This window comes from Sphingomonas pseudosanguinis (assembly GCF_014196255.1).
Lineage (GTDB): Bacteria > Pseudomonadota > Alphaproteobacteria > Sphingomonadales > Sphingomonadaceae > Sphingomonas > Sphingomonas pseudosanguinis.
Window position 1 is genome coordinate 451,068 of the sequence record NZ_JACIDH010000001.1, and the last position, 18,470, is coordinate 469,537.

The window sequence follows — 18,470 nt, forward strand, 5'->3', positions numbered from 1 at the left end:
GGCTACGCCCTGCCACCTTCCCTTGCAGGGGAGGAATGATCGTCCGTCTTAGTGCGGCTCAACGTGTCTGCGGCAGGCCAACGACCTGACGGCGCGTATAGCGATAGAGCGCCGCTACCAATCCCAGGAACACCAACGTCCCCCCGACCAGCGCGGGGGTGGCAAAACCCTCTCCGACCAGCGCAAGCGGTGCGTCCGAGTTGGTCAGGTAGACGATGCCGGCAAAGCCGACGCCCCACAGGCTTTCGCCCACGATCAGCCCGGTCGCGGCGAGCACGCCCAGCCGCTCGGCGGTCTCCGGGTTGCCGCTGCGCCGGGCCCAGCGATCATAGGCATGACCGATCACGGCCCCCAGCACGACCGGCAGCGTGGCGGTCATCGGCAGATAGATACCCAAGCCCACACCCAGCGGCGGCAGACGCAGCCAGTCCAGCTTGCCCAGCACCTCGTCGGCGACGATCACCCCGACGCCGACCAGCGCCCCGATACCGATCATCGTCCAGTTGAGATCACCGCCCAGCACCCCCTTGGCGAGTGCGGAGATCAGCGCGGCTTGCGGTGCGGACAGCGCGTTCGGCCCGGCCCCTGGCGTGCCCGCAAAGCCCAGCGTCGCGTTGAGCAGGTCGAGCACGGGCGGGATCACCAGGCTGCCGAAGACGACGCCGATGACCAGCGCCACCTGCTGCTTCCACGGCGTCGCACCGACCAGCTCGCCGGTCTTCAGGTCCTGAAGATTGTCATTGGAGATGGTGGCTACGCCGAACACGACGCCGGTGACGATCAACGCATAGGCGACCAGCGCCTGCGTCGTCTCCGGCGGGGTCCCGCGTCCGAACAGCCCGACCAGCAGCAGCGCGGCGGCCAGCACCGACAGGATGCCGATGCCCGACACCGGGCTGTTCGACGCGCCGATCAACCCCGCCATATAGCCGCAGACGGCCGCGATCACGAGGCCGATAAGCAGGATGAACAGCAGCGCGCCGGCGATCAGCGCGAAGCCCGATGCGGCCAGCGGCCCGCCCGCGATCACCGACCAGAGCAGCCCGGCGATCGGCACCAGCGTCGCCAACGCGACGGCGGCGACGATGCCGATCGGCAGATCGCGCTCGGCGACCGCCAGCACCGCGCCGTCGCGCTTGGCCGAGGCGGCGGCGAGCGAGGAGCGGATGCCGCCGATGACCGGCCCGATGATCTTGATGAGCGTCCAGATTGCCGCCACCCCGATCACGCCCGCCCCCAGGAAGCGCACGTCGCGGCTGAAGATGCCGCCCGCCCATTCGGCGACGGGCCCGGCCGATGGGGCCATGGCGGTCAGGATCGGCAAGGCGATCCACCATCCGACGGCGATGCCGGCCAGCATCGCCATGCCGACCGACAGCCCGACCAGATGCCCGACCCCGATCAGCGCGAAGGACAGCCCGCCGGCGATCCCCGTCGCGCCCGCGCCGGTGCGGAACCAGACCGCCGCCTCGGCCACCGCCAGCTTGGTCTGCGTCAGGATCGCGAACCCGGCCGAGGCGATGGCGTTGACGACGATCAGCCGCAGCCCGACCGCGCTCTCCGCCTCGCCCTCGCGGCTGCCTGCGCCGACCTTCAACACCTCGGCGGCGGCGCGGCCTTCGGGGTAGGGCAGGTCGGTGTCGACGACGAGCGCGCGGCGCAGCGGCACCGAGAACATGACGCCCAATATACCCCCCGTCGCGGTGATCCCAGCGGTCAGGAGGTAAGGAAAGCCCTGCCACCAGCCGATCATGACCAGGCCCGGCAGCACGAAGATGATCGCCGCCAGTGTCCCGGCCGCCGAGGCGACGGTTTGGACGATGTTGTTCTCCAGCACCGAGCTGTTCGGCAGATAGCGCAGGATCGCCATCGATATGACCGCTGCCGGGATCGAGGTGGCGAAGGTCAATCCGACCTTCAGCCCGAGATAGACATTGGCGGCGGTGAACAAGAGGGTGATCAACCCGCCCAGCGCGATGCCGCGAAGGGTCAGCTCGGCGATGGGGGCGGTCGCGGTCGGGGTACGGCTCATGCGCGCAGATGTGGCAGAGTGCGGGGCGCTCGCCTAGCGTTTCGTGGGGGCGCTGCGACCTCGCTGATCGGGAGAGGGGGCTCCTCCCAACCTCCGTTCAGCCTGAGCGAAGTCGAAGGCCAAGGGATTCCATCACCACCGACCCTCACCCGTCCGGCGCCAAGGCGCCTCCCTCCCTCTCCCACCGGGAGAGGGAAGGGGCCCGCCCGCGTAGCGGGTGGGAAGGGTGAGGGCGGTGCCTTCGGCGTCGCGCGATTCTTGCGGCAACAGAGGTCAACCCGTGGCCTTCGACTTTGCTCAGGCTGAACGAGGGGTAGGGGCGGGCTACCCCCGGAACAGATTTCCCAGCACGCCGCGCACCACCGCGCCGACGATGCCTCCGCCCGTACTGCTCGACCGCCGCCGCGATCCGCCGCCGAAGACCTGCTTGCCGATCTCGTTGGCGACCTGTCGCCCGATCGAGGAACTGGCCGAGCGGGCCGCGCTGCTCGCCATCTTGGCCCAGGGGGAGTTCGCCGCCTCGCGCTGCTCGGCGATGCGGGCGCGTTCGGCCTCTTTGGCCGCTTTCGCATCCGCCTTCGCCTGTTGCGCCGCCTGTTTGTCCGCTTCGGTCTGCGCTTTGGCTTCGGCCGCCGCAGCGGCGGCTTCCTGCGTCTTGGCGGCGAGCAGTTCCTCGGCCGATTCGCGATCGATCGCCTGATCGTATTTCGTGCCGATCGCATCGGTCTCGATCAGGACCTTGCGCTCCTCGGGCGTGGCCGGCCCGACCCGGCTGCGCGGCGGCGCGATCATCGTGCGCTCGACCGGCGAGGGGGAGCCGTCGGGCTGGAGCAGCGACACCAGCGCCTCGCCGACCTTCAACTCGGTGATCGCACTCGCGACGTCGACACCGGGATTGGCGCGGAACGTCTCGGCCGCCGAACGTACCGCGGCCTGGTCGCGCGGGGTGAAGGCGCGAAGGGCATGCTGCACCCGGTTGCCCAGCTGGCCCGCGATCTTGTCGGGCACGTCGATCGGGTTCTGGGTGATGAAATAGACGCCGACGCCCTTCGACCGGATCAGCCGGACGACCCGCTCGATCGTGTCGACCAAGGCCGGCGCGGCATCGTCGAACAGCAGATGCGCCTCGTCGAAGAAGAAGACGAGCTTGGGCTTGTCGGGATCGCCGATCTCGGGAAGTTGCTCGAACAGCTCGGAGAGCAGCCAGAGGAGGAAGGTGGCGTAGAGCTTGGGGCTCGCCATCAGCTGGTCGGCTGCCAGGATGTTGACCACCCCGCGTCCTGCATCGTCGGTGGCGATCAGGTCGGTCAGCTCCAGCGCCGGCTCGCCGAAGAAATGCTCGGCGCCTTGCGTGCGCAACTGGAGCAGCGCGCGCTGGATCGCGCCGATCGACTGTTTGGAGACATTGCCATAGGTCGTGGTCAGCTCGTTCGCCCGCGCGGCGCATTCGGTCAGCATCGCCTGGAGATCGTCCAGGTCGAGGAGCAGCAGCCCTTCCTTGTCCGCGACATGGAAGGCGATGGTCAGTACGCCCTCCTGGGTCTCGTTCAGGCCCATCATGCGGGCGAGGAGCAGTGGCCCCATCTCCGACACGGTGGCACGCACGGGATGGCCCTGCTGGCCGAACAGGTCCCAGAATTGCACCGGCGTGGCGTCGTAGGACCAGTCGGTCATGCCCAGCTCGGCGGCGCGGGCGGCGAAGGCGGCGTGGGTCTTGGCCAGCGCCGATCCGGCGAGGCCCAGACCCGACAGATCGCCCTTCACGTCCGCGACGAAGCTGGGCACGCCGGCGCGTGAGAATCCCTCGACCATGGTCTGGAGCGTCACCGTCTTGCCGGTGCCGGTCGCGCCCGCGATCAGGCCGTGCCGGTTCGCGCGCTTGAGGTCGATCGCCTGTGGCTTGCCGCCACCCATGCCGATGAAGATGCCGTCCATGGCGCGTATCTTATCGCGGTGGCTGGCGACGGGAATAGCAAAAGGGCCGCCATATCCCATCGGATATGACGACCCTGCCGATACCCTCACCCTTCCGGCGCTTCGCGCCTCCCTCCCTCTCCCGGTGGGAGAGGGAAATGGGCGGTCTTACTTGATGCGCAGCGGCATCAGGCGATCGGCGATGCGACCACGGGTGATCTGCGCCAGTACCTGCGGACGGCCGGCGGCCTTGGCGGCGGCGACGATCTGCTGGACGTCGGCGGCGCTGCGCACCGGGGTGCCGTTGATCGCCGAGATGACGTCGCCGCGCTTCAGCTTGGAGGCGGCATCGCTCGACGGGTCGACCGCCGCGATCACCACGCCCTGCGTCGAGGGGTCGACATTGATCGCCCGCGCGATCGCCGGGGTCAGTGCCTGGACGGTCAGGCCCAGCCCGCCACCGGCAGTCGGCGTGGCCTGCGCATCATCGTCATTGTCCGGGAAGGCGTCCGAACCGTCGCCCATCGACGCGGCGAGCTGCTCGTTCGACGGACGCGTGGCGGCGGTCGCGGTCAGCGACAGCGGCTTGCCGTTGCGCAGCACCTCGAGCTGGACGCGCGCGTTCGGCTGAACATTCGCGACCAGATAGGACAGGGTCTGCTCGGGCGTCACCGCCTGGCCATTGACCTTGGTCACCACGTCGAAGGCGCGCAGGCCGGCCTTGGCGGCGGGGCCGTTCGGCTCGACCTTGGCGATGATCTCGCCCTGGCCCTTGGGGATGCCCAGCGAGGCCGCGACGTCGTCGGTCACCGGGCCGCCGATCTGTACGCCCAGATAGCCGCGCTCGATCTTCTGGCCCTTCATCAGCCGGTCGATGATCGGCTTGGCGTCTTCCGCCGGAATGGCGAAGCCAATGCCGATATTGCCGCCCGACTGCGAATAGATCTGGCTGTTGATGCCGATGACGTTGCCGTTCATGTCGAACATCGGGCCACCCGAATTGCCCTGGTTGATCGCGGCGTCGGTCTGGATGAAGCGGTCGTTCGCACCGCCCTGACCGGTCACGCGGTGCACGGCCGAGACGATGCCGGCGGTCACCGTGCTCGACAGGCCGAAGGGCTGGCCGATCGCCAGCACCCAGTCGCCCGGACGTGCGCGCGACGAATCGCCGAAGCGGACGAAGGGCAGATTCGCACCCTCGATCTTGAGGACTGCAAGATCCGAGGTCTCGTCACGGCCGACGACCTTGGCCGTATATTCCTTGCGATCGTTCAGCGTCACGGTGATCGAGTCGACCGAGGCGCCGGCGGCGCCCGGCGCAATCACATGGTTGTTGGTGACGATATAGCCGTCGGGCGAGATCAGGAAGCCCGAGCCCAGCGATGCGCCTTCGCGCTTCTGCGGCTGCGGTCCGGCCTGGCCGCCGAACTGGCCGAAAAAGCCCTCGAACGGCGTACCGGCGAACGGGTTCGCCTGCTGCTTCACGGTGATCGACTGCTTGGTCGAGATGTTGACGACCGCCGGCTGGAGCTTGGCGACCATGTCGGCGAAGCTCATCGGCGCGCCGGCGCGCGGGGCGACCGCCTGGATCGCGCCCGGCTCGTTCTGCGCGACCTGCGCCGTGCCGGGTTGCAGGGCCAGGGTGGCGGTCGCGCCGCCGAGGAGGAGCGCACTGGTAATGGCGTAGGCGTAACGCACTGGGCTGAGGTCCTCTCAATGAAAATTCAGTTTGACCGTGTCTTATTTGCCACGGTCTGGCTGAACGACGCTTGAATATGAACGAGCAGAAAGGTGGAAAATCCTCCTATCGGCCCGGCGCGGTGAATTCCTTCAGATAGCTGTTGTTCGGCGACAGAATGATCTGGGTGCTGCCATGTTCCTGCGTGCTGCCGTCCGCGCCGAAGGTGTGGCGATAGGACTGCATGGCGCGGTAGAAATCATAGAAACCCGCATCCTTGCCGAACGCCTGGGCATAGATTTGCGCGGCCTGCGCATCGGCATCGGCGCGGACGATCTGCGCCTGCTTCTGCCCCTGCGCGGCGATGGTGATCGCCTCCTGCTGGCGCGCGGTCTGCATCCGGCGCAGCGCGCTTTCCAGCGGCGTGCCCTGGGGCAGCTCGGCCTCCTTGATGCGCACGTCGACGATCTGCACGCCGTACTGGCGCGCGATCCGGTCGAGCCGGACCTGGATCGCGTCCATCACCTCGCCGCGCTCGGGGCTGAGCAGCTCGGAGAAGCGACGCTTGCCCAGTTCGTTGCGCAGCGCCGAGCCGAAGATCGGGCGCAGCTGGTTGGCGACGCCCTCTTCGCTGCCGGCGGTGGCCAGCATGCGGCGCGGGTCGACGACGCGGAAGCGGGCAAAGGCATCGACATTCATGCGAAGCTGGTCGGTCGACAGCACCTGGGTATTCTCCAGGTCGAGGTCGAGCACCCGCTTGTCGACCCAGACGATGCGGTCGATGAACGGGATGCGCGCGATCAGGCCCGCGCCGCTTTCGCCCAGCGGCTCGTTGGGGCGATAGCCGTTGACGATGCGGCGGGGCTGCTCGAAGCGATAGACCACCGCCTGCTTCGTCTCGGGCACGATCGCGAAGGTCGCGGCGGCGACGATCACGGCGAGCAGCAATGCGACGCCCAGCACGATCGGGTTGCGAAGGGTCAGGCCGTTCACTGGCCACCTCCCTGCTGCGCGGGCGCGGGCGTGGGAGCGGCGACCTCCGGCGGCGGCGGGGCGTTACGTCCGCCCTTGGCCAGCGGCAGATAGGGCACCACGCCCGGCGTCTCCACGATGGTCTTGTCCGACTTGGCCAGCACGGCCTCCATGGTCTCGTAATACATGCGTCGGCGCGTCACTTCCGGGGCCAGGCGGTACTGTTCGTACACCTTGTCGAACTGCGCGGCTTCGCCCTGCGCCCGCGCGATCACCTGCTGGGCATAGGAGCGCGCCTGATTGACGTTGGCGACGGCCTCCTGCTGCGCGGCGGTCACCTTGTTGAAGTCGTCGACGATCTGCGCGGGCGCGGCCGCCTGCTTGACCGCGACGCCCTGGATGCGGACGCCCGACTGATATTCGTTCAGGATCGACTGGGTCAGCTCCTGCACGCGCTGCTCGATGCCGGTACGCCCAGAACCCAGCGCCTGGTCCAGCGTGGTGTCGGCGATGACCGCGCGCATCGCGCTTTCGGCGGCGGCGCGCACGGTTTCCTGCGGCTGCGCCAAACGGAAGGCGAAGTCGCGCGGGTTCGCGATGTCCCAGCGGACCGAATAGGTCAGGTCGATGATGTTCTGGTCGCCGGTCAGCACCAGATTCTCGCCCGAGCCCTCGGGGAAATTCTCGGTGCGGATCTTCTGCACGTCCAGCACGCGGACGCTGGCGATCGGCGCGGGCGCGGTCAGCTGGATGCCCGGCTCCAGGATGCCGGTATAGCGCCCGAAATAGGTGACGACGCCGCGCTGCTGCGGGCCGATGGGGTGGATCGAGGTGTAGAGCACCCAGATGCCGACCAGGATGGCAGCGCCGATCGCCCAGAGCGTCCGGCCGCCCGGCGCGCCGGGCAGACCGCCGAAGCCGCCGCCCGAGCCGCCGGGTCCTTCGCCCGGACCACCGCCGCCCGATCCGCGCGCCTTGCGGATGAATTCATCCAGCGCGGTGGGCTTGCCCGGCGCCTTGCGACCACCCGGCGGCATCGCCCAGGGGTTGCGGGGACCTCCCTCAGAGTCTTCGCCGGACCCTCCCCAGGGGCCCTTTGGCGATTCGGCGGCAAGAATGGGGGGGCGTCGGAAGCGACCCGTCAGCTTTCTCATATCCATCGTTATAGGAACGGTTCAGCGACAAAAACAGTGCCAAGCCGTCGATGGCGTCCTATCTGCCGCGTCATGAGCATGATCGATACGGTGAAGGCGGCGGTGGCCGCCGTGGCGGGCAAGCGCGCGAACGTTCGGATGGAGGGCGCCAAGGCGGGCGTGGTCCTCGACGCGACCGGGCTGGACGGCGCGGATCGCCACGCGCTGGAGGAACAGGTCAAGGCCGCCGCGATGCAGCCCGGGGTGGAGGATGTCCGCATCGTCCTGACCGCCGAGAAGCTGGAGCGGCGGATCATCGCGGTCGCCAGCGGCAAGGGCGGCGTCGGCAAATCGACCCTGTCGGCCAATCTCGCCATCGCGCTGGCGCGGATGGGGCGCAAGACCGGGCTGGTCGATGCCGACATCTATGGCCCGTCGCAGCCCCGGCTGATGGCGGCCGAGGGGGTGAAGCCGGTCGCGCAGGACGGCAAGCTGCAACCCGTGGCCACCCCTTACGGCGTCTCGCTGCTGTCGATGGGCCAGCTGGTCGAGCCGGACAAGGCGATCGCCTGGCGCGGGCCGATGGCGGCGGGCGCGCTCAGCCAGCTGGTCGATGGCGACTGGGGCGCGACCGACACGCTGATCCTCGACCTGCCGCCGGGCACCGGCGACGTGCAGCTGACCATGGTGCAGAAGCATCGCCCGGCCGGCGCGGTGATCGTCTCGACGCCGCAGGACCTGGCGCTGATCGATGCGCGGCGCGCGATCGACCTGTTCGCCAAGGCGGGCGTGCCGATCATCGGTCTGGTCGAGAATATGGCCGGCTATTGCTGTCCGCATTGCGGTGGCCTCTCGGACCCGTTCGGTTCGGGCGGCGCGGAAGCGGCGGCGGCCGAGCTGGGCATTCCGTTCCTGGGCCGCGTGCCGCTGACCATCGCGATCCGCACCGCCTCCGACGCCGGCCGCCCGCCGGCCGCCGGCGAGGACGATGCGGTGTTCGCGCCGATTGCCGCGCAGGTGGCGAACTGGCTGGCGCAGGCGCCGCGCGGCGGATGAAACCAGCGGGGCGGCGGGGCGTTTGACGACGACGTGCCCGCCGCACCTGCGATGACGACCGGATCGGCGGCGAGGCGAAGGGGAAAGCCGATGCCGTTGACCACCGACGAAGACATTCGCGCGCTGCTGACCGAGGCGCGCACCATCGCGCTGGTCGGCGCGTCCGATCGCCCCGACCGCCCGTCCTATGGCGTCATGAAGCGGCTGCAGGATCACGGCTATCGCGTGATCCCGGTCAATCCCCAAATCACCGGCGAGCATGTGCACGGCGAGTTCGTCTTCCGCGAACTGGGCCAGCTGGGCGATTCGATCGACATCGTCGACATCTTCCGCCGATCGGACGCGGTCGAGCCGATCGTCGAAGAGGCGATTCAAATCGGCGCCAAGGCCATCTGGATGCAGCTCGGCATAGTCAACGAGGCAGCCGCCGCGCGCGCGGAAGCGGCGGGGTTGAAGGTCGTCATGGACCGCTGTCCCGCCATCGAGATTCCCCGGCTTGGCATCGCGCCCGTCGAAGGCGCATGATCGCCCGATAATATCGGCGAAGAGGGGAGAATGGGGATGGTTCCGTTTTTGCTGCTGCTGGCGGGTTCGCCCTCGGGCCAGTCGGTGACGCTGCCGCGCCTGACGCCGGCCTGCACGGTCACGACGTGCCCGCCGGTGCACAAGCGCTCGCCCTATCGGCTAGCGCAGGACAATCCGATGCCGATCGACTCCAAGACGCGCGCCTTCGCCAATGACGGCACCTATTGCGCGGTGGTCGGCGACAAATATTGCCGCAGCAAGCCCCGCACATTGCTCCGCGAGTCGATCGACCGCTGAAACGGTTCCAATCCCGCTGGCGTCGGTCCGTCGAAAGGGGCATCCTCCCGCCGTTATGACCTGATGTCGGGAGGGCTGCCATGACCGGGATGATGTCGACCCTGTTGCTGACGATGGCGGTGCAGTCGCCCGCGGCCGAAATGCCATCGGTCGATACGATCGTCGCGAACACCCGCCGGCTGACCAGCGTCGAGCGGCCCTGCGTCTACGACCGCAACAGTACCGACATCACCGTCTGTGGCCGACGAAATGCGGACCGGTTCCGCGTGCCGTTCGTCCCGCAGCCCGAACCCGGCGATCCGAAGCACGAGGCGGTGATGGCAGAGCGCACCCGGCTGCTCGCGCGCACGACGCCGATCGACGAGATGTCGCCCTTCCTGGTGAATGGCGGCTTCGCCGGCGTAACGATGGACACCAACCCCCGCGACCACGGCGCGACGCTGCGCAAGCCCGCCCCGTGAGACGAAGGAGCACCCGATGCTGTCCCTGTTGCTGATCGCCCTTCAGGCCGCGCCGGCCACGCCGCCGGCAACCGGAACGGAGCGTTTCTCGATCCTGTTGCAGGACCCCTGTCCGCCATCGGCCGGCGGCGAGGCAGAGGTGATCGTCTGCGGCCGGCGGCAGGCGAACGATCGTTTGCCGCTGAAGGATGACCTGCCGCCGAGTGGGCCTGTGCCATCGAACCCCAACCTGACCGGGATCGGCGCCTTGCGGGCGGAAGGCACGCCCTGCGCGGCGAGCCAATGGGGCTGCCAGACCGGCTTCAACTTGCTCGCCCCGGCGATGATGCTGGCCAATGAGGCGCGGATCGGGATCAGCAAGCTGGTCGACAAGTCGCGCGACAAGAGCAAGCGCATACCCATCGCACTCGACGGCCCGGCCCCGGCCGGACATCTCGAACCCTGATCCTCCCCGGCACGGGGAGGGGGACCATGCGAAGCATGGTGGAGGGGGGATGGCCGCAAAGGATGTCGCGGGCGGAAAACCCCCTCCGTCAGGGCTACGCCCTGCCAACTCCCCGTGCCGGGGAGGATCGGTTACGCCTGATCCGCCCGCATCACCTTGCGCCGTGCACGCGCGGACAGCGGCGGGGTGAACCAGTCGGTCAGCGACAGACCCGTCTGCGCCATCGCGCGCAACACCACCTGCCCGGCGGCGCGCGCATCGCTCAGCGCGTCGTGATGGCGGTGCTCTAGCTCCAGAAACGTCGCCAGTGTGTTGAGCTTGTGATTGGGCAACTCGGGCCAGGCACGCCGGGCTATCGTCACGCTGTCCAGCCAGCGCGCCGCGATCGGGGGCAGGGCGTCGCGCTCGCACGCGCGGCCCAACGCGCCCTTGTCGAACCCGGAATGCGCCACCGTCACCCGCCCGCCCAGATGCGCGGCCAGTTCGGGGTGCAGCGCGGCGAAGGTCGGTTTGCCCAGCACATGGTCGGCGGTGATGCCGTGGATGGCGATGTTGAAGCTGCTGAAATCGTCGCAAGGGTCGACCAGCGTTTCATAGGCGAGCACCTCGACGCCGGCGGCATAGCCGACGATGCCGATCTGACAGATGCTGCTGGTACGCGAACAGGCGGTTTCGACGTCGATGACCACGAAATCAGGGGGAGTCATGCGGGGCGTCATAGGGACTTATCGGCGTTTGAGCAATAAAAGGTCCTGACGCGGCTCGACAGCGACCGTTTCTATCCGCTACCGCCCCGGGTCTTACGAACGCTCAAGGATATGGGAAACGAAGATGGGCGACGCATTGCGGGTGGCTTTGGCGGGACTGGGCACGGTGGGGGGCGGCGTCATTCGCCTGCTCGATGCGAACCGTGACCTGATTACCCGGCGCGCCGGCCGGCCGATCGAGATCGTCGCCGTCTCCGCCCGCGACCGGAGCAAGGATCGGGGCGTCGACCTGTCGCGCTTCGAATGGGTGGACGATACCGCCGCGCTCGCCTCGCATCCGAACGCCGATGTCGTGGTCGAGCTGATCGGTGGATCGGACGGCCCGGCCCTTACCCTGGCGCGCACCGCGCTGGGGGCGGGGCGCGGCTTCGTGACGGCCAACAAGGCGATGCTGGCGCATCACGGGCTGGAACTGGCGCAGAAGGCGGAGGAGTCGAACGCCGCGCTGAAGTTCGAGGCGGCGGTCGCGGGCGGCATCCCGGTCATCAAGGGCTTGCGCGAAGGCGCGGCGGCCAATGCCATCGCGCGCGTCTATGGCATCCTCAACGGCACCTGCAATTTCATCCTGTCCAAGATGGAAGCCGAAGGCCGCGACTTCGCCGAGGTTCTCGCCGAAGCGCAGGCGCTGGGTTATGCCGAGGCGGACCCCAGTTTCGACATCGACGGCGTCGACGCGGCGCACAAGCTGTCGATCCTGGCCGCCATCGCCTTCGGTACGCAGCCCGCGTTCGACGATGTCGCGATCGGCGGCGTGCGCCATGTGCTGGCCGCCGACATCGCCCAGGCGGCGTCGCTCGGCTACCGTGTCCGCCTCGTCGGCGTGGCGGAGGAGGGAGCGAACGGCCTGTTCCAGCGGGTGCATCCGCATCTCGTCCCGCTCGACCATCCGCTGGCGCATGTCACCGGCTCGACCAACGCGGTCGTGGCGGAAGGCAATTTCGTCGGCCGGCTGCTGTTCCAGGGCGCCGGCGCGGGCGATGGCCCGACCGCCAGCGCGGTGGTCGCCGACCTGATCGACATCGCGCGCGGCGAATATGGCGCCTCCTTTGCCATGCCCGCGCATGAGCTGACGGCGGCGGTGAAGGCGGATAGCGGCGAGCGGCGGGGTCGCGCTTATTTGCGCTTCACCGTGCAGGACAAGGTCGGCGTATTGGCCGAGATCGCCGCCGCGATGCGCGATGCGGGGGTTTCGATCGAGAGCCTGATCCAGCGCGGCGAAGCGGCCGATGGCGGGGTCATGATCGCGATCGTGACGCATGAGGGGCCGGAGCGCGCGGTGGCGCAGGCGCTGGAGCGGCTGCGGGGGAGCCAGAGCTTGGTCGGGCAGCCGCTGCTGATGCATATTCTGGGGTGATTTGTTGGGGGCTTCGGTCTCGGTGAGACACCTTGCCCTCCCCCAGCCCCTCCCGCTTGCGGGAGGGGAGCGGCAAGAACGAACGTCTGAATTTCTGAAACTCCCCTCCCGCAGGCGGGAGGGGCTGGGGGAGGGAAGGCCGCAGGCGACGTCGCCCATGGCTCCCCCCACTCCCTCACTTCTTGATCAACCCGATCTCCACCAACCGCTCATACAGATAGTCATGCGCCGTAATCGGCGTCGGATAGCGGTTCGGATTCTCCGCGCTCACCGTCCCCGGCAGCGTCTCGATCAGGAAATCGGGCGCCGGGTGCAGGAAGAACGGCATTGAGTAGCGCGAAAAGCCGCGCCGTTCGACCGGCGGGTTGACCACCCGGTGCGTGGTCGAGGGCAGGACGTGGTTGGTCAGCCGCTGGAGCATGTCGCCGACATTGACGACCATCGCACCCTCGGGCGGACGGATCGCCAGCCACTCGCCCGAATCGCGATCGAGCAGTTCGAGGCCCGCTTCCTCCGCACCCAGCAGCAGGGTGATCAGGTTGATGTCCTCATGCGCGCCCGCTCGCACGCCTTCGGCATCGGCCGGGATCGGCGGATAGTGGAGCAGGCGCAGCACCGAATTGCCGTCCTTCACCGCCGGGTCGAACCAGTGCGGATCGAGCTTCAGATGCCGTGCGATCGCCGAAAGCAGCCGGTCGCCCGCCCGGTCGAAGGCGGCGAAGAGTTCGAGGAAATCGTCGCGGAACCCTTCCGGCCGCTCGGGCCAGATATTGGCGGGCATCCGGTCGGCATAGGCGTGCCCCTCGGGCAGTTCGCGGCCGACATGCCAGAATTCCTTCAGGTCGACGACCTTGGCATCCTTGGCAATCTCGGTCTTGAACGGGGTATAGCCACGCGCGCCGCCGCCGCCGGGGACGTGATAGCCGCGCTTTTCCTCCTCGGGCAGGTCGAACAGCGCCTTGGTCTGCGCCCAGGCGCGGTCGATCAGCTCGCCCGGCACGCCGTGATCGGCGACGATCGCAAAGCCGAACCGCTCGAACGATCCGCCCAGTGCGGTGGCGAAGGCGTGCGGATCGCGGTCCTGATCGGCGAGGCTGAGCGTCGGAACCTCGGCGGAGCGGGTGTCGGTCATGGCATATGTCCAAAAAAGCGAATAGACCCGGGGCTATACCGCGTCGTCGCGCCATGGAACAGGCCGGCTTATCCGCCCAGCGTGATCGTCCCCGTCGATCGGTCGCCGCCCTCTGGGCGCAGTTCCAGGCGGAACGGCTTTTCTTCCGCCGTCTTGCCGACCAGCGCCGCGCCCTGATCGGTCAGGGTGAAGTCGGCCTCGCCCATCTTGTCGCGGAACCAGCTGCGCACCGTGGCGGGATCGGCCGGGCTGTCGAAGGTCATGGTGAGCGCCTTGTCGCGACCATTGCCGACATCGACGTTGCGGATGGTCGAGCCGGGATAGAGATGCACCCCGTTCAGCTCGAAATTGTCCGCCTCCAGCGACATTTTGGGCAGCTTGAACGCCCCGGAAAAGCCGGGCAGCGCCAGCTTCACCTCCCCCGACTTGCCATCGACCGCCGCCAGCGTCTGCCCGTCCGCGCTGTTGATCGAAATCGACGTCCCTTCCGTCGGCCGATCGCAGGCGGACAAAGTGAGCGCGGCGAGGAGGGGGAGGGCAAGGGGTGTGCGGGACAGGATGGACATGGTGGTAAACTCCCTCAAGCGTCCTGTGGACCGATATGGCCGGGTTGGGATTGTCCGCCCGGCAAGATTTAGCGACGCTGAATGTCGGTTTGAACGCAGGACGGGCATCCCCGGACCCGCGTGCACCGAGATCCTGGGCCGTGGGTTGAAGGAACGCATGACAGGACGACCGATCCATCCGCAGGCTGGGAAGCCGTTGCCGAGACGTTCGTGGCGATCCGCTCGGACATTGGCGTGGGACTGGTTCGATGGTGGGCCGCAAATGCCTTTCCGCCATCGACGGCGATCCTCGACCTGGGCTGCGGCTCCGGTGTGCCGATCGCACAGGCGTTGGCCGGTGACGGGTTTGCGGTGTGGGGGATCGACGCGTCCCCGTCACTGCTGTCCGCCTATCGCGCCAACCTTCCGAACATGCCCGCCCGTTGCGAGCCGGTGCAGCACAGCGACCTTTTCGCACGCCGCTTTGACGGCGTCGTCGCAATCGGCCTTATCTTCCTGTTGTCGGAGGCTGAACAGGACACGCTGTTGGCAAAGGTGGCGCACGCGTTGAAGCCTGATGGCCGTTTCCTGTTCAGCGCCCCGCGCCAGCGATGCGAATGGCACGATACCCTGACCGGGCGCGAGTCCCGTTCGTTGGGGGCGGAGGCCTATGCCGCACGAATGGCCGAGCATGGCCTCGTTCTGGTCGGTGGCCTGACCGATGAAGGGCAGAATTACTATTACGACGCGCGCAAATCCGCCTGATCCCCAGGGAAGGGCTGGCGGCGATGGCGGGATGGAAACCACATCCCGTCATCCGGGTTTTCCCGGTTCCCCTGCCTGCCGATCATCCCTATGTGGCAGTCATCATGTCCGAATCCCGTTCCGCTGATCCGGTGACCCCCGTCGCCGTCGAACCCCCCGGCGCGCCGATCGGGTTTGTCGAGTTCGTCCTTCTGATCGCGGCGCTGATGGCGTTGACCGCGCTGGGGATCGACTCGATGCTGCCCGCGCTTCCCGCGATCGGGGAGGCGTTGAACGCCTCGCCCGCCGCGCGGCCGTTCGTCGTCACCGCCTTTCTGATCGGGTTCGGTGTCGCGCAGCTGGTGCATGGCCCGCTGGCGGATCGCTATGGACGGCGGCGGGTGCTGGTGGTGGCGCTGGTCATCTATATCATTGCCAATGCCGCATCGGCGGTGGCGGGCAGCTTCCTGCTGCTGATGGTCGCACGCGTCTGTGCGGGCGCGGCGATCGCGGCGACGCGGGTGGCGACGGTCGCGCTGGTCCGCGACTGTTATCATGGCCGTGCGATGGCGCAGGTCATGTCGATCGCCTTCATGGTCTTCATGGTCGTGCCGATCCTGGCGCCGGCCTTTGGCGAGCTGGTCCTGCTGTTCGGCAACTGGCGGCTGATCTTCTGGACGATCGCGGGGCTGTCGACGCTGGTGCTGATCTGGTTCGCGGTCCGCATGCCCGAGACGCTGGCGCCCGAGGCGCAGCTGCCCATCTCGCCCAGCCGTATCTGGAGCGGGTGGCGCGAGACGGCGACCGACCGGCTGTCGCTGGGCTATACGCTGGCCGCGACCGCGCTGATGGCGGCACTCTATGGCTATCTCAACTCGATCCAGCCGATCATGGCGGTGACCTTCGGCCGTGAGAAGCTGCTGGCGCTGATCTTCGCCACCACCTCGGTCACGATGGCGGCGGCCAATCTGCTCAATTCGCGGATCGTGATGCGGCTCGGCACCCGGTTAATCAGCCATAGTGCGGTGTCGATCCTGATCGCGGTTTCCGCGCTGCACTTTGCCCTCATCGCGCTGGGGATAGAGTCGCTGGTGACGTTCGCGGTGTTGCAAGCGATCACCATGGCCTGTTTCGGCCTTGCCACCTCCAATTTCTCGGCGATGGCGATGGAGCGGATGGGCGGCATCGCCGGCACCGCGTCGAGCGTACAGGGCTTTACCAGCGTCACCATCGGCTCGATCATCGGCGCCGGCATCGGCCAGGCCTTTGACGGGACGGCGGGGCCGCTGGTGCTGGGCTTCCTGACGGCGGGGATCGCGGCCTTCGGCGTCGTCTTCGTCACCGAGCGCGGTCGGATGTTCCGGCCGCTCTGATCCTGGCCATTCCGGGAACCGCCCCGACGTCAGCGCCGTTCCACCTCCGTAATCGAGGACAGGAGGCAAGCATGGGCGGACATCAGGTTCCCAGCCAGGGATCGGGCGACGATGGTTTCGACGAGGAAGGCTATGACGAGAGCCAGCGCGCCGAGATCCTGGAGGTCACACGCGACGGCCCCAGCGACGGCGTCCTGCTGACCGATATCGAACCCGATCTGGGCGACGACAGCGTCGAGGACGAGCCGATCGACGAACTCGACATGGACTCCGAAGAGGTCGGTGAGACCGACGCTTCGGTCGATATGGCCGAAGAGGATCTCGACGAGGACGATCTTCAGGAGGATTTCGAGCAGGACCGCGTGGCCGATGGTGACATCGACGACGCCGACGATACGGCCCTGCGGCCATGAACGGTCTGCCCGTCGCCCTGGCGGCGGGCGCGATCGTGCTGGTCGGTTGTTCGACCATGCCCGATCCGCGCGCCGGCCTGCCACCGATGATGTCCAGCAGCTTTCGCTGCGACAATGGCAGCCAGTTCTGGGTCCGTTTCGACAATCGCGACGACAGTGCGCTGATGCGGATCGACGACCTGGAATTGCGGATGGAAGGGCAACAGGTCGCCTCCGGCATCCATTATTCCGGGGTCGGTCACGACCTGCGCGGCAAGGGCGATATGGTGGTTCTCACTCGGCCCACCGGCGAATCGCTTCGTTGTACCGCAATTTGATAAGCAAAGACGCATTTCGCGGCCAAAAAGCGGCACAAATTGACCGTTGCCGCATTCTGCCCGCAATTGGTTCATCTCGGTGACAGGAACTGTGTCTCTTGGGCAACAGGTTCCGATAACGCGACCGAAAATACCACTTCTGTGCAACCGCGAACGTTTTTGCCGGTTAAGCGAGCCTGGGCTGAGCGGTTCATGCCGCCGCCCCACATAGAATAAGAGAAGGGTATCTCACATGCGTAAGCTTTCCCTCGTCGCCGCTGCTGCGGCCGCGTTCGTCGCCGTGCCCGCCATGGCCCAGGACATGAACACCACCGACACGACGGCGCCTGCCGCCGACACCGCGACCGCTCCCGATGGCACCCGCGCCTTCGGTATCGAGCCGTACGTTGCGGTCATGGGTGGTTGGGAGCAGTTCGATCGCCAGTCGGTCGCCGGCATCCCCGCGCAGCCCAAGGGCTATAACCTGGACGGCGCGCTGATCGAGGGCATCGTCGGCTTTAACGTGCCGTTGGGCCCCGTGTTCGTCGGCGCCGAGGGCGCGGTCGCCAAGGGCGTGTCGGGTGACATCGACTGGCAGTATGGCGCCTATGGCCGCGCGGGCTTCCGCGCCGGTGAAAGCGGCCTGTTCTACGGCAAGGTCGGCTATCGCTGGAACAACTTCCACAACTTCGCTCCGGGCGTCCAGGGCGACCTGAAGCGCGACTATCACGGCACCGTGTACGGCGTCGGCGCCGAAGTTGGCCCGAAGGACATCGGTCTGGGCGGCCTGACCGGCAACTCGGGTCTGCGTCTGCGTCTGGAAGTCTCGACCTTCGACGACGCCCACTCGTTCCGTCCGATGGCGGGTGTGGTCGCACACTTCTGATCCTTCACGGGTCCAGTTGGCTTAAGGTGGCGGGGTTCGGCAGCGATGCCGGACCCCGTTTTCCTTTGGGGGCACGCTTCCCATATCGCCGGCCATGGTCGGACGGGTAAAGCGCAAGGCGGGTTTGGCCGCAGCGGCGGAGCGGGCGGCGGCGGCGCCACCGTTGAGTTGTGCGCTATGCGAGCGACCGCTGGGGGTGAAGGTCGAATGGCACCATCCCGTGCCCAAGAGCGAGGGCGGGCGCGAGACGGCGCCGGTCCACCCGATCTGTCACCGCACGATCCATGCGACGCTGACCAATGCGGAACTGGCAAGGGACTATTCGGATTTCGCGGTGCTGCGGGCGCATCCCGACGTCGCGCGGTTTCTGAGATGGATCGCGGGGAAGCCGGCGGATTTCCATGCGCCGACTAGGGTGGGGCGGTAGGTTTTCTTGTTCACGCGAAG

General features: G+C 67.6%; 20 protein-coding genes. 12 read left to right on the plus strand and 8 right to left on the minus strand.

Translation table 11 applies throughout. The features are described 5' to 3' along the window. Positions 1-58: 58 nt before the first annotated feature. The 5 genes from GGR48_RS02150 to hflK all read right to left on the minus strand — a co-directional run bounded on the left by GGR48_RS02150 (position 59) and on the right by hflK (position 7,750). Positions 59-2,032, minus strand: coding sequence for an OPT family oligopeptide transporter (locus tag GGR48_RS02150; RefSeq protein ID WP_183950248.1), 1,974 nt, complete (start codon positions 2,030-2,032; stop codon positions 59-61). Between the two features lie 324 nt (positions 2,033-2,356). Next, a complete protein-coding gene (locus GGR48_RS02155) occupies positions 2,357-3,967 on the minus strand; it encodes a helicase HerA-like domain-containing protein (RefSeq protein WP_183950249.1) in 1,611 nt (536 codons plus the stop codon). Positions 3,968-4,114: 147 nt separating this feature from the next. Then, positions 4,115-5,644: a Do family serine endopeptidase gene (locus tag GGR48_RS02160; protein WP_183950250.1), complete on the minus strand. Its 1,530-nt coding sequence runs from the start codon at positions 5,642-5,644 to the stop codon at positions 4,115-4,117. A gap of 106 nt (positions 5,645-5,750) precedes the next feature. Continuing rightward, the gene (gene hflC / locus GGR48_RS02165; protein ID WP_183950251.1) at positions 5,751-6,617 is read right to left on the minus strand and encodes an SPFH domain-containing protein; all 867 of its coding nucleotides are present in this window, start codon (positions 6,615-6,617) and stop codon (positions 5,751-5,753) included. Continuing rightward, the gene (gene hflK, locus GGR48_RS02170) at positions 6,614-7,750 is read right to left on the minus strand and encodes a protease modulator HflK (protein WP_240456211.1); all 1,137 of its coding nucleotides are present in this window, start codon (positions 7,748-7,750) and stop codon (positions 6,614-6,616) included. The genes hflC and hflK overlap by 4 nt, the downstream gene beginning before the upstream one ends. Before the next feature lie 72 nt (positions 7,751-7,822). On the opposite strand from hflK, the gene GGR48_RS02175 reads away from it, so the two are divergent. The 5 genes from GGR48_RS02175 to GGR48_RS02195 all read left to right on the plus strand — a co-directional run bounded on the left by GGR48_RS02175 (position 7,823) and on the right by GGR48_RS02195 (position 10,513). Beyond that, the gene (locus tag GGR48_RS02175; RefSeq protein WP_183950253.1) at positions 7,823-8,785 is read left to right on the plus strand and encodes an Mrp/NBP35 family ATP-binding protein; all 963 of its coding nucleotides are present in this window, start codon (positions 7,823-7,825) and stop codon (positions 8,783-8,785) included. A gap of 90 nt (positions 8,786-8,875) precedes the next feature. Beyond that, positions 8,876-9,310, plus strand: a complete 435-nt coding sequence (locus tag GGR48_RS02180; protein WP_183950254.1) for a CoA-binding protein — start codon at positions 8,876-8,878, stop codon at positions 9,308-9,310. A gap of 36 nt (positions 9,311-9,346) precedes the next feature. Then, positions 9,347-9,607: a hypothetical protein gene (locus GGR48_RS02185; RefSeq protein WP_183950255.1), complete on the plus strand. Its 261-nt coding sequence runs from the start codon at positions 9,347-9,349 to the stop codon at positions 9,605-9,607. 80 nt (positions 9,608-9,687) lie between these two features. Beyond that, positions 9,688-10,068, plus strand: a complete 381-nt coding sequence (locus GGR48_RS02190) for a hypothetical protein (protein WP_240456157.1) — start codon at positions 9,688-9,690, stop codon at positions 10,066-10,068. A gap of 16 nt (positions 10,069-10,084) precedes the next feature. Further along, the gene (locus tag GGR48_RS02195; protein WP_183950256.1) at positions 10,085-10,513 is read left to right on the plus strand and encodes a hypothetical protein; all 429 of its coding nucleotides are present in this window, start codon (positions 10,085-10,087) and stop codon (positions 10,511-10,513) included. Between the two features lie 131 nt (positions 10,514-10,644). Here GGR48_RS02195 and GGR48_RS02200 read toward each other — a convergent pair whose 3' ends face one another. Further along, positions 10,645-11,220 carry a 3'-5' exonuclease gene (locus GGR48_RS02200; protein ID WP_183950257.1) on the minus strand — a complete coding sequence of 192 codons (576 nt, stop codon included), beginning with the start codon at positions 11,218-11,220 and terminating at the stop codon, positions 10,645-10,647. A 124-nt stretch (positions 11,221-11,344) separates the two neighbouring features. Between GGR48_RS02200 and GGR48_RS02205 the strand changes: the two genes are divergently transcribed. Continuing rightward, complete coding sequence (locus GGR48_RS02205) at positions 11,345-12,634, plus strand: homoserine dehydrogenase (protein WP_183950258.1); 1,290 nt, start codon at positions 11,345-11,347, stop codon at positions 12,632-12,634. 175 nt (positions 12,635-12,809) lie between these two features. Here GGR48_RS02205 and GGR48_RS02210 read toward each other — a convergent pair whose 3' ends face one another. After that, the gene (locus tag GGR48_RS02210; protein WP_183950259.1) at positions 12,810-13,766 is read right to left on the minus strand and encodes an isopenicillin N synthase family dioxygenase; all 957 of its coding nucleotides are present in this window, start codon (positions 13,764-13,766) and stop codon (positions 12,810-12,812) included. Positions 13,767-13,834: 68 nt separating this feature from the next. After that, positions 13,835-14,332 carry a hypothetical protein gene (locus tag GGR48_RS02215; RefSeq protein WP_183950260.1) on the minus strand — a complete coding sequence of 166 codons (498 nt, stop codon included), beginning with the start codon at positions 14,330-14,332 and terminating at the stop codon, positions 13,835-13,837. Between the two features lie 234 nt (positions 14,333-14,566). Here GGR48_RS02215 and GGR48_RS02220 point away from each other — a divergent pair, with 234 nt between their 5' ends. The 6 genes from GGR48_RS02220 to GGR48_RS02245 all read left to right on the plus strand — a co-directional run bounded on the left by GGR48_RS02220 (position 14,567) and on the right by GGR48_RS02245 (position 18,450). Next, positions 14,567-15,076: a class I SAM-dependent methyltransferase gene (locus GGR48_RS02220; RefSeq protein WP_338110540.1), complete on the plus strand. Its 510-nt coding sequence runs from the start codon at positions 14,567-14,569 to the stop codon at positions 15,074-15,076. Positions 15,077-15,180: 104 nt separating this feature from the next. Beyond that, on the plus strand, positions 15,181-16,428 hold the full coding sequence (locus GGR48_RS02225; RefSeq protein WP_183950262.1) for a multidrug effflux MFS transporter: 1,248 nt from the start codon (positions 15,181-15,183) through the stop codon (positions 16,426-16,428). Positions 16,429-16,499: 71 nt separating this feature from the next. After that, complete coding sequence (locus tag GGR48_RS02230; protein WP_183950263.1) at positions 16,500-16,841, plus strand: DNA primase; 342 nt, start codon at positions 16,500-16,502, stop codon at positions 16,839-16,841. Continuing rightward, the gene (locus tag GGR48_RS02235; RefSeq protein WP_183950264.1) at positions 16,838-17,158 is read left to right on the plus strand and encodes an MliC family protein; all 321 of its coding nucleotides are present in this window, start codon (positions 16,838-16,840) and stop codon (positions 17,156-17,158) included. The genes GGR48_RS02230 and GGR48_RS02235 overlap by 4 nt, the downstream gene beginning before the upstream one ends. Positions 17,159-17,390: 232 nt before the next feature. After that, positions 17,391-18,023: an outer membrane protein gene (locus GGR48_RS02240; protein ID WP_183950265.1), complete on the plus strand. Its 633-nt coding sequence runs from the start codon at positions 17,391-17,393 to the stop codon at positions 18,021-18,023. Positions 18,024-18,117: 94 nt separating this feature from the next. After that, positions 18,118-18,450, plus strand: coding sequence for an HNH endonuclease (locus GGR48_RS02245; RefSeq protein ID WP_240456158.1), 333 nt, complete (start codon positions 18,118-18,120; stop codon positions 18,448-18,450). The last annotated feature ends 20 nt before the right edge of the window (positions 18,451-18,470 follow it).

Bases quoted from the DNA above. Each gene is read 5' to 3' on its own strand.
- GGR48_RS02200 (WP_183950257.1), bottom strand. From the start codon at position 11,220: ATGACTCCCCCTGATTTCGTGGTCATCGACGTCGAAACCGCCTGTTCG.
- GGR48_RS02185 (WP_183950255.1), top strand. From the start codon at position 9,347: ATGGTTCCGTTTTTGCTGCTGCTGGCGGGTTCGCCCTCGGGCCAGTCG.
- GGR48_RS02155 (WP_183950249.1), bottom strand. From the start codon at position 3,967: ATGGACGGCATCTTCATCGGCATGGGTGGCGGCAAGCCACAGGCGATC.
- GGR48_RS02205 (WP_183950258.1), top strand. From the start codon at position 11,345: ATGGGCGACGCATTGCGGGTGGCTTTGGCGGGACTGGGCACGGTGGGG.
- GGR48_RS02245 (WP_240456158.1), top strand. From the start codon at position 18,118: ATGGTCGGACGGGTAAAGCGCAAGGCGGGTTTGGCCGCAGCGGCGGAG.
- GGR48_RS02225 (WP_183950262.1), top strand. From the start codon at position 15,181: ATGTCCGAATCCCGTTCCGCTGATCCGGTGACCCCCGTCGCCGTCGAA.
- GGR48_RS02175 (WP_183950253.1), top strand. From the start codon at position 7,823: ATGAGCATGATCGATACGGTGAAGGCGGCGGTGGCCGCCGTGGCGGGC.
- GGR48_RS02195 (WP_183950256.1), top strand. From the start codon at position 10,085: ATGCTGTCCCTGTTGCTGATCGCCCTTCAGGCCGCGCCGGCCACGCCG.
- GGR48_RS02215 (WP_183950260.1), bottom strand. From the start codon at position 14,332: ATGTCCATCCTGTCCCGCACACCCCTTGCCCTCCCCCTCCTCGCCGCG.
- GGR48_RS02230 (WP_183950263.1), top strand. From the start codon at position 16,500: ATGGGCGGACATCAGGTTCCCAGCCAGGGATCGGGCGACGATGGTTTC.
- GGR48_RS02210 (WP_183950259.1), bottom strand. From the start codon at position 13,766: ATGACCGACACCCGCTCCGCCGAGGTTCCGACGCTCAGCCTCGCCGAT.
- GGR48_RS02240 (WP_183950265.1), top strand. From the start codon at position 17,391: ATGCGTAAGCTTTCCCTCGTCGCCGCTGCTGCGGCCGCGTTCGTCGCC.
- GGR48_RS02235 (WP_183950264.1), top strand. From the start codon at position 16,838: ATGAACGGTCTGCCCGTCGCCCTGGCGGCGGGCGCGATCGTGCTGGTC.
- hflK (WP_240456211.1), bottom strand. From the start codon at position 7,750: ATGAGAAAGCTGACGGGTCGCTTCCGACGCCCCCCCATTCTTGCCGCC.
- GGR48_RS02190 (WP_240456157.1), top strand. From the start codon at position 9,688: ATGACCGGGATGATGTCGACCCTGTTGCTGACGATGGCGGTGCAGTCG.
- GGR48_RS02150 (WP_183950248.1), bottom strand. From the start codon at position 2,032: ATGAGCCGTACCCCGACCGCGACCGCCCCCATCGCCGAGCTGACCCTT.
- GGR48_RS02180 (WP_183950254.1), top strand. From the start codon at position 8,876: ATGCCGTTGACCACCGACGAAGACATTCGCGCGCTGCTGACCGAGGCG.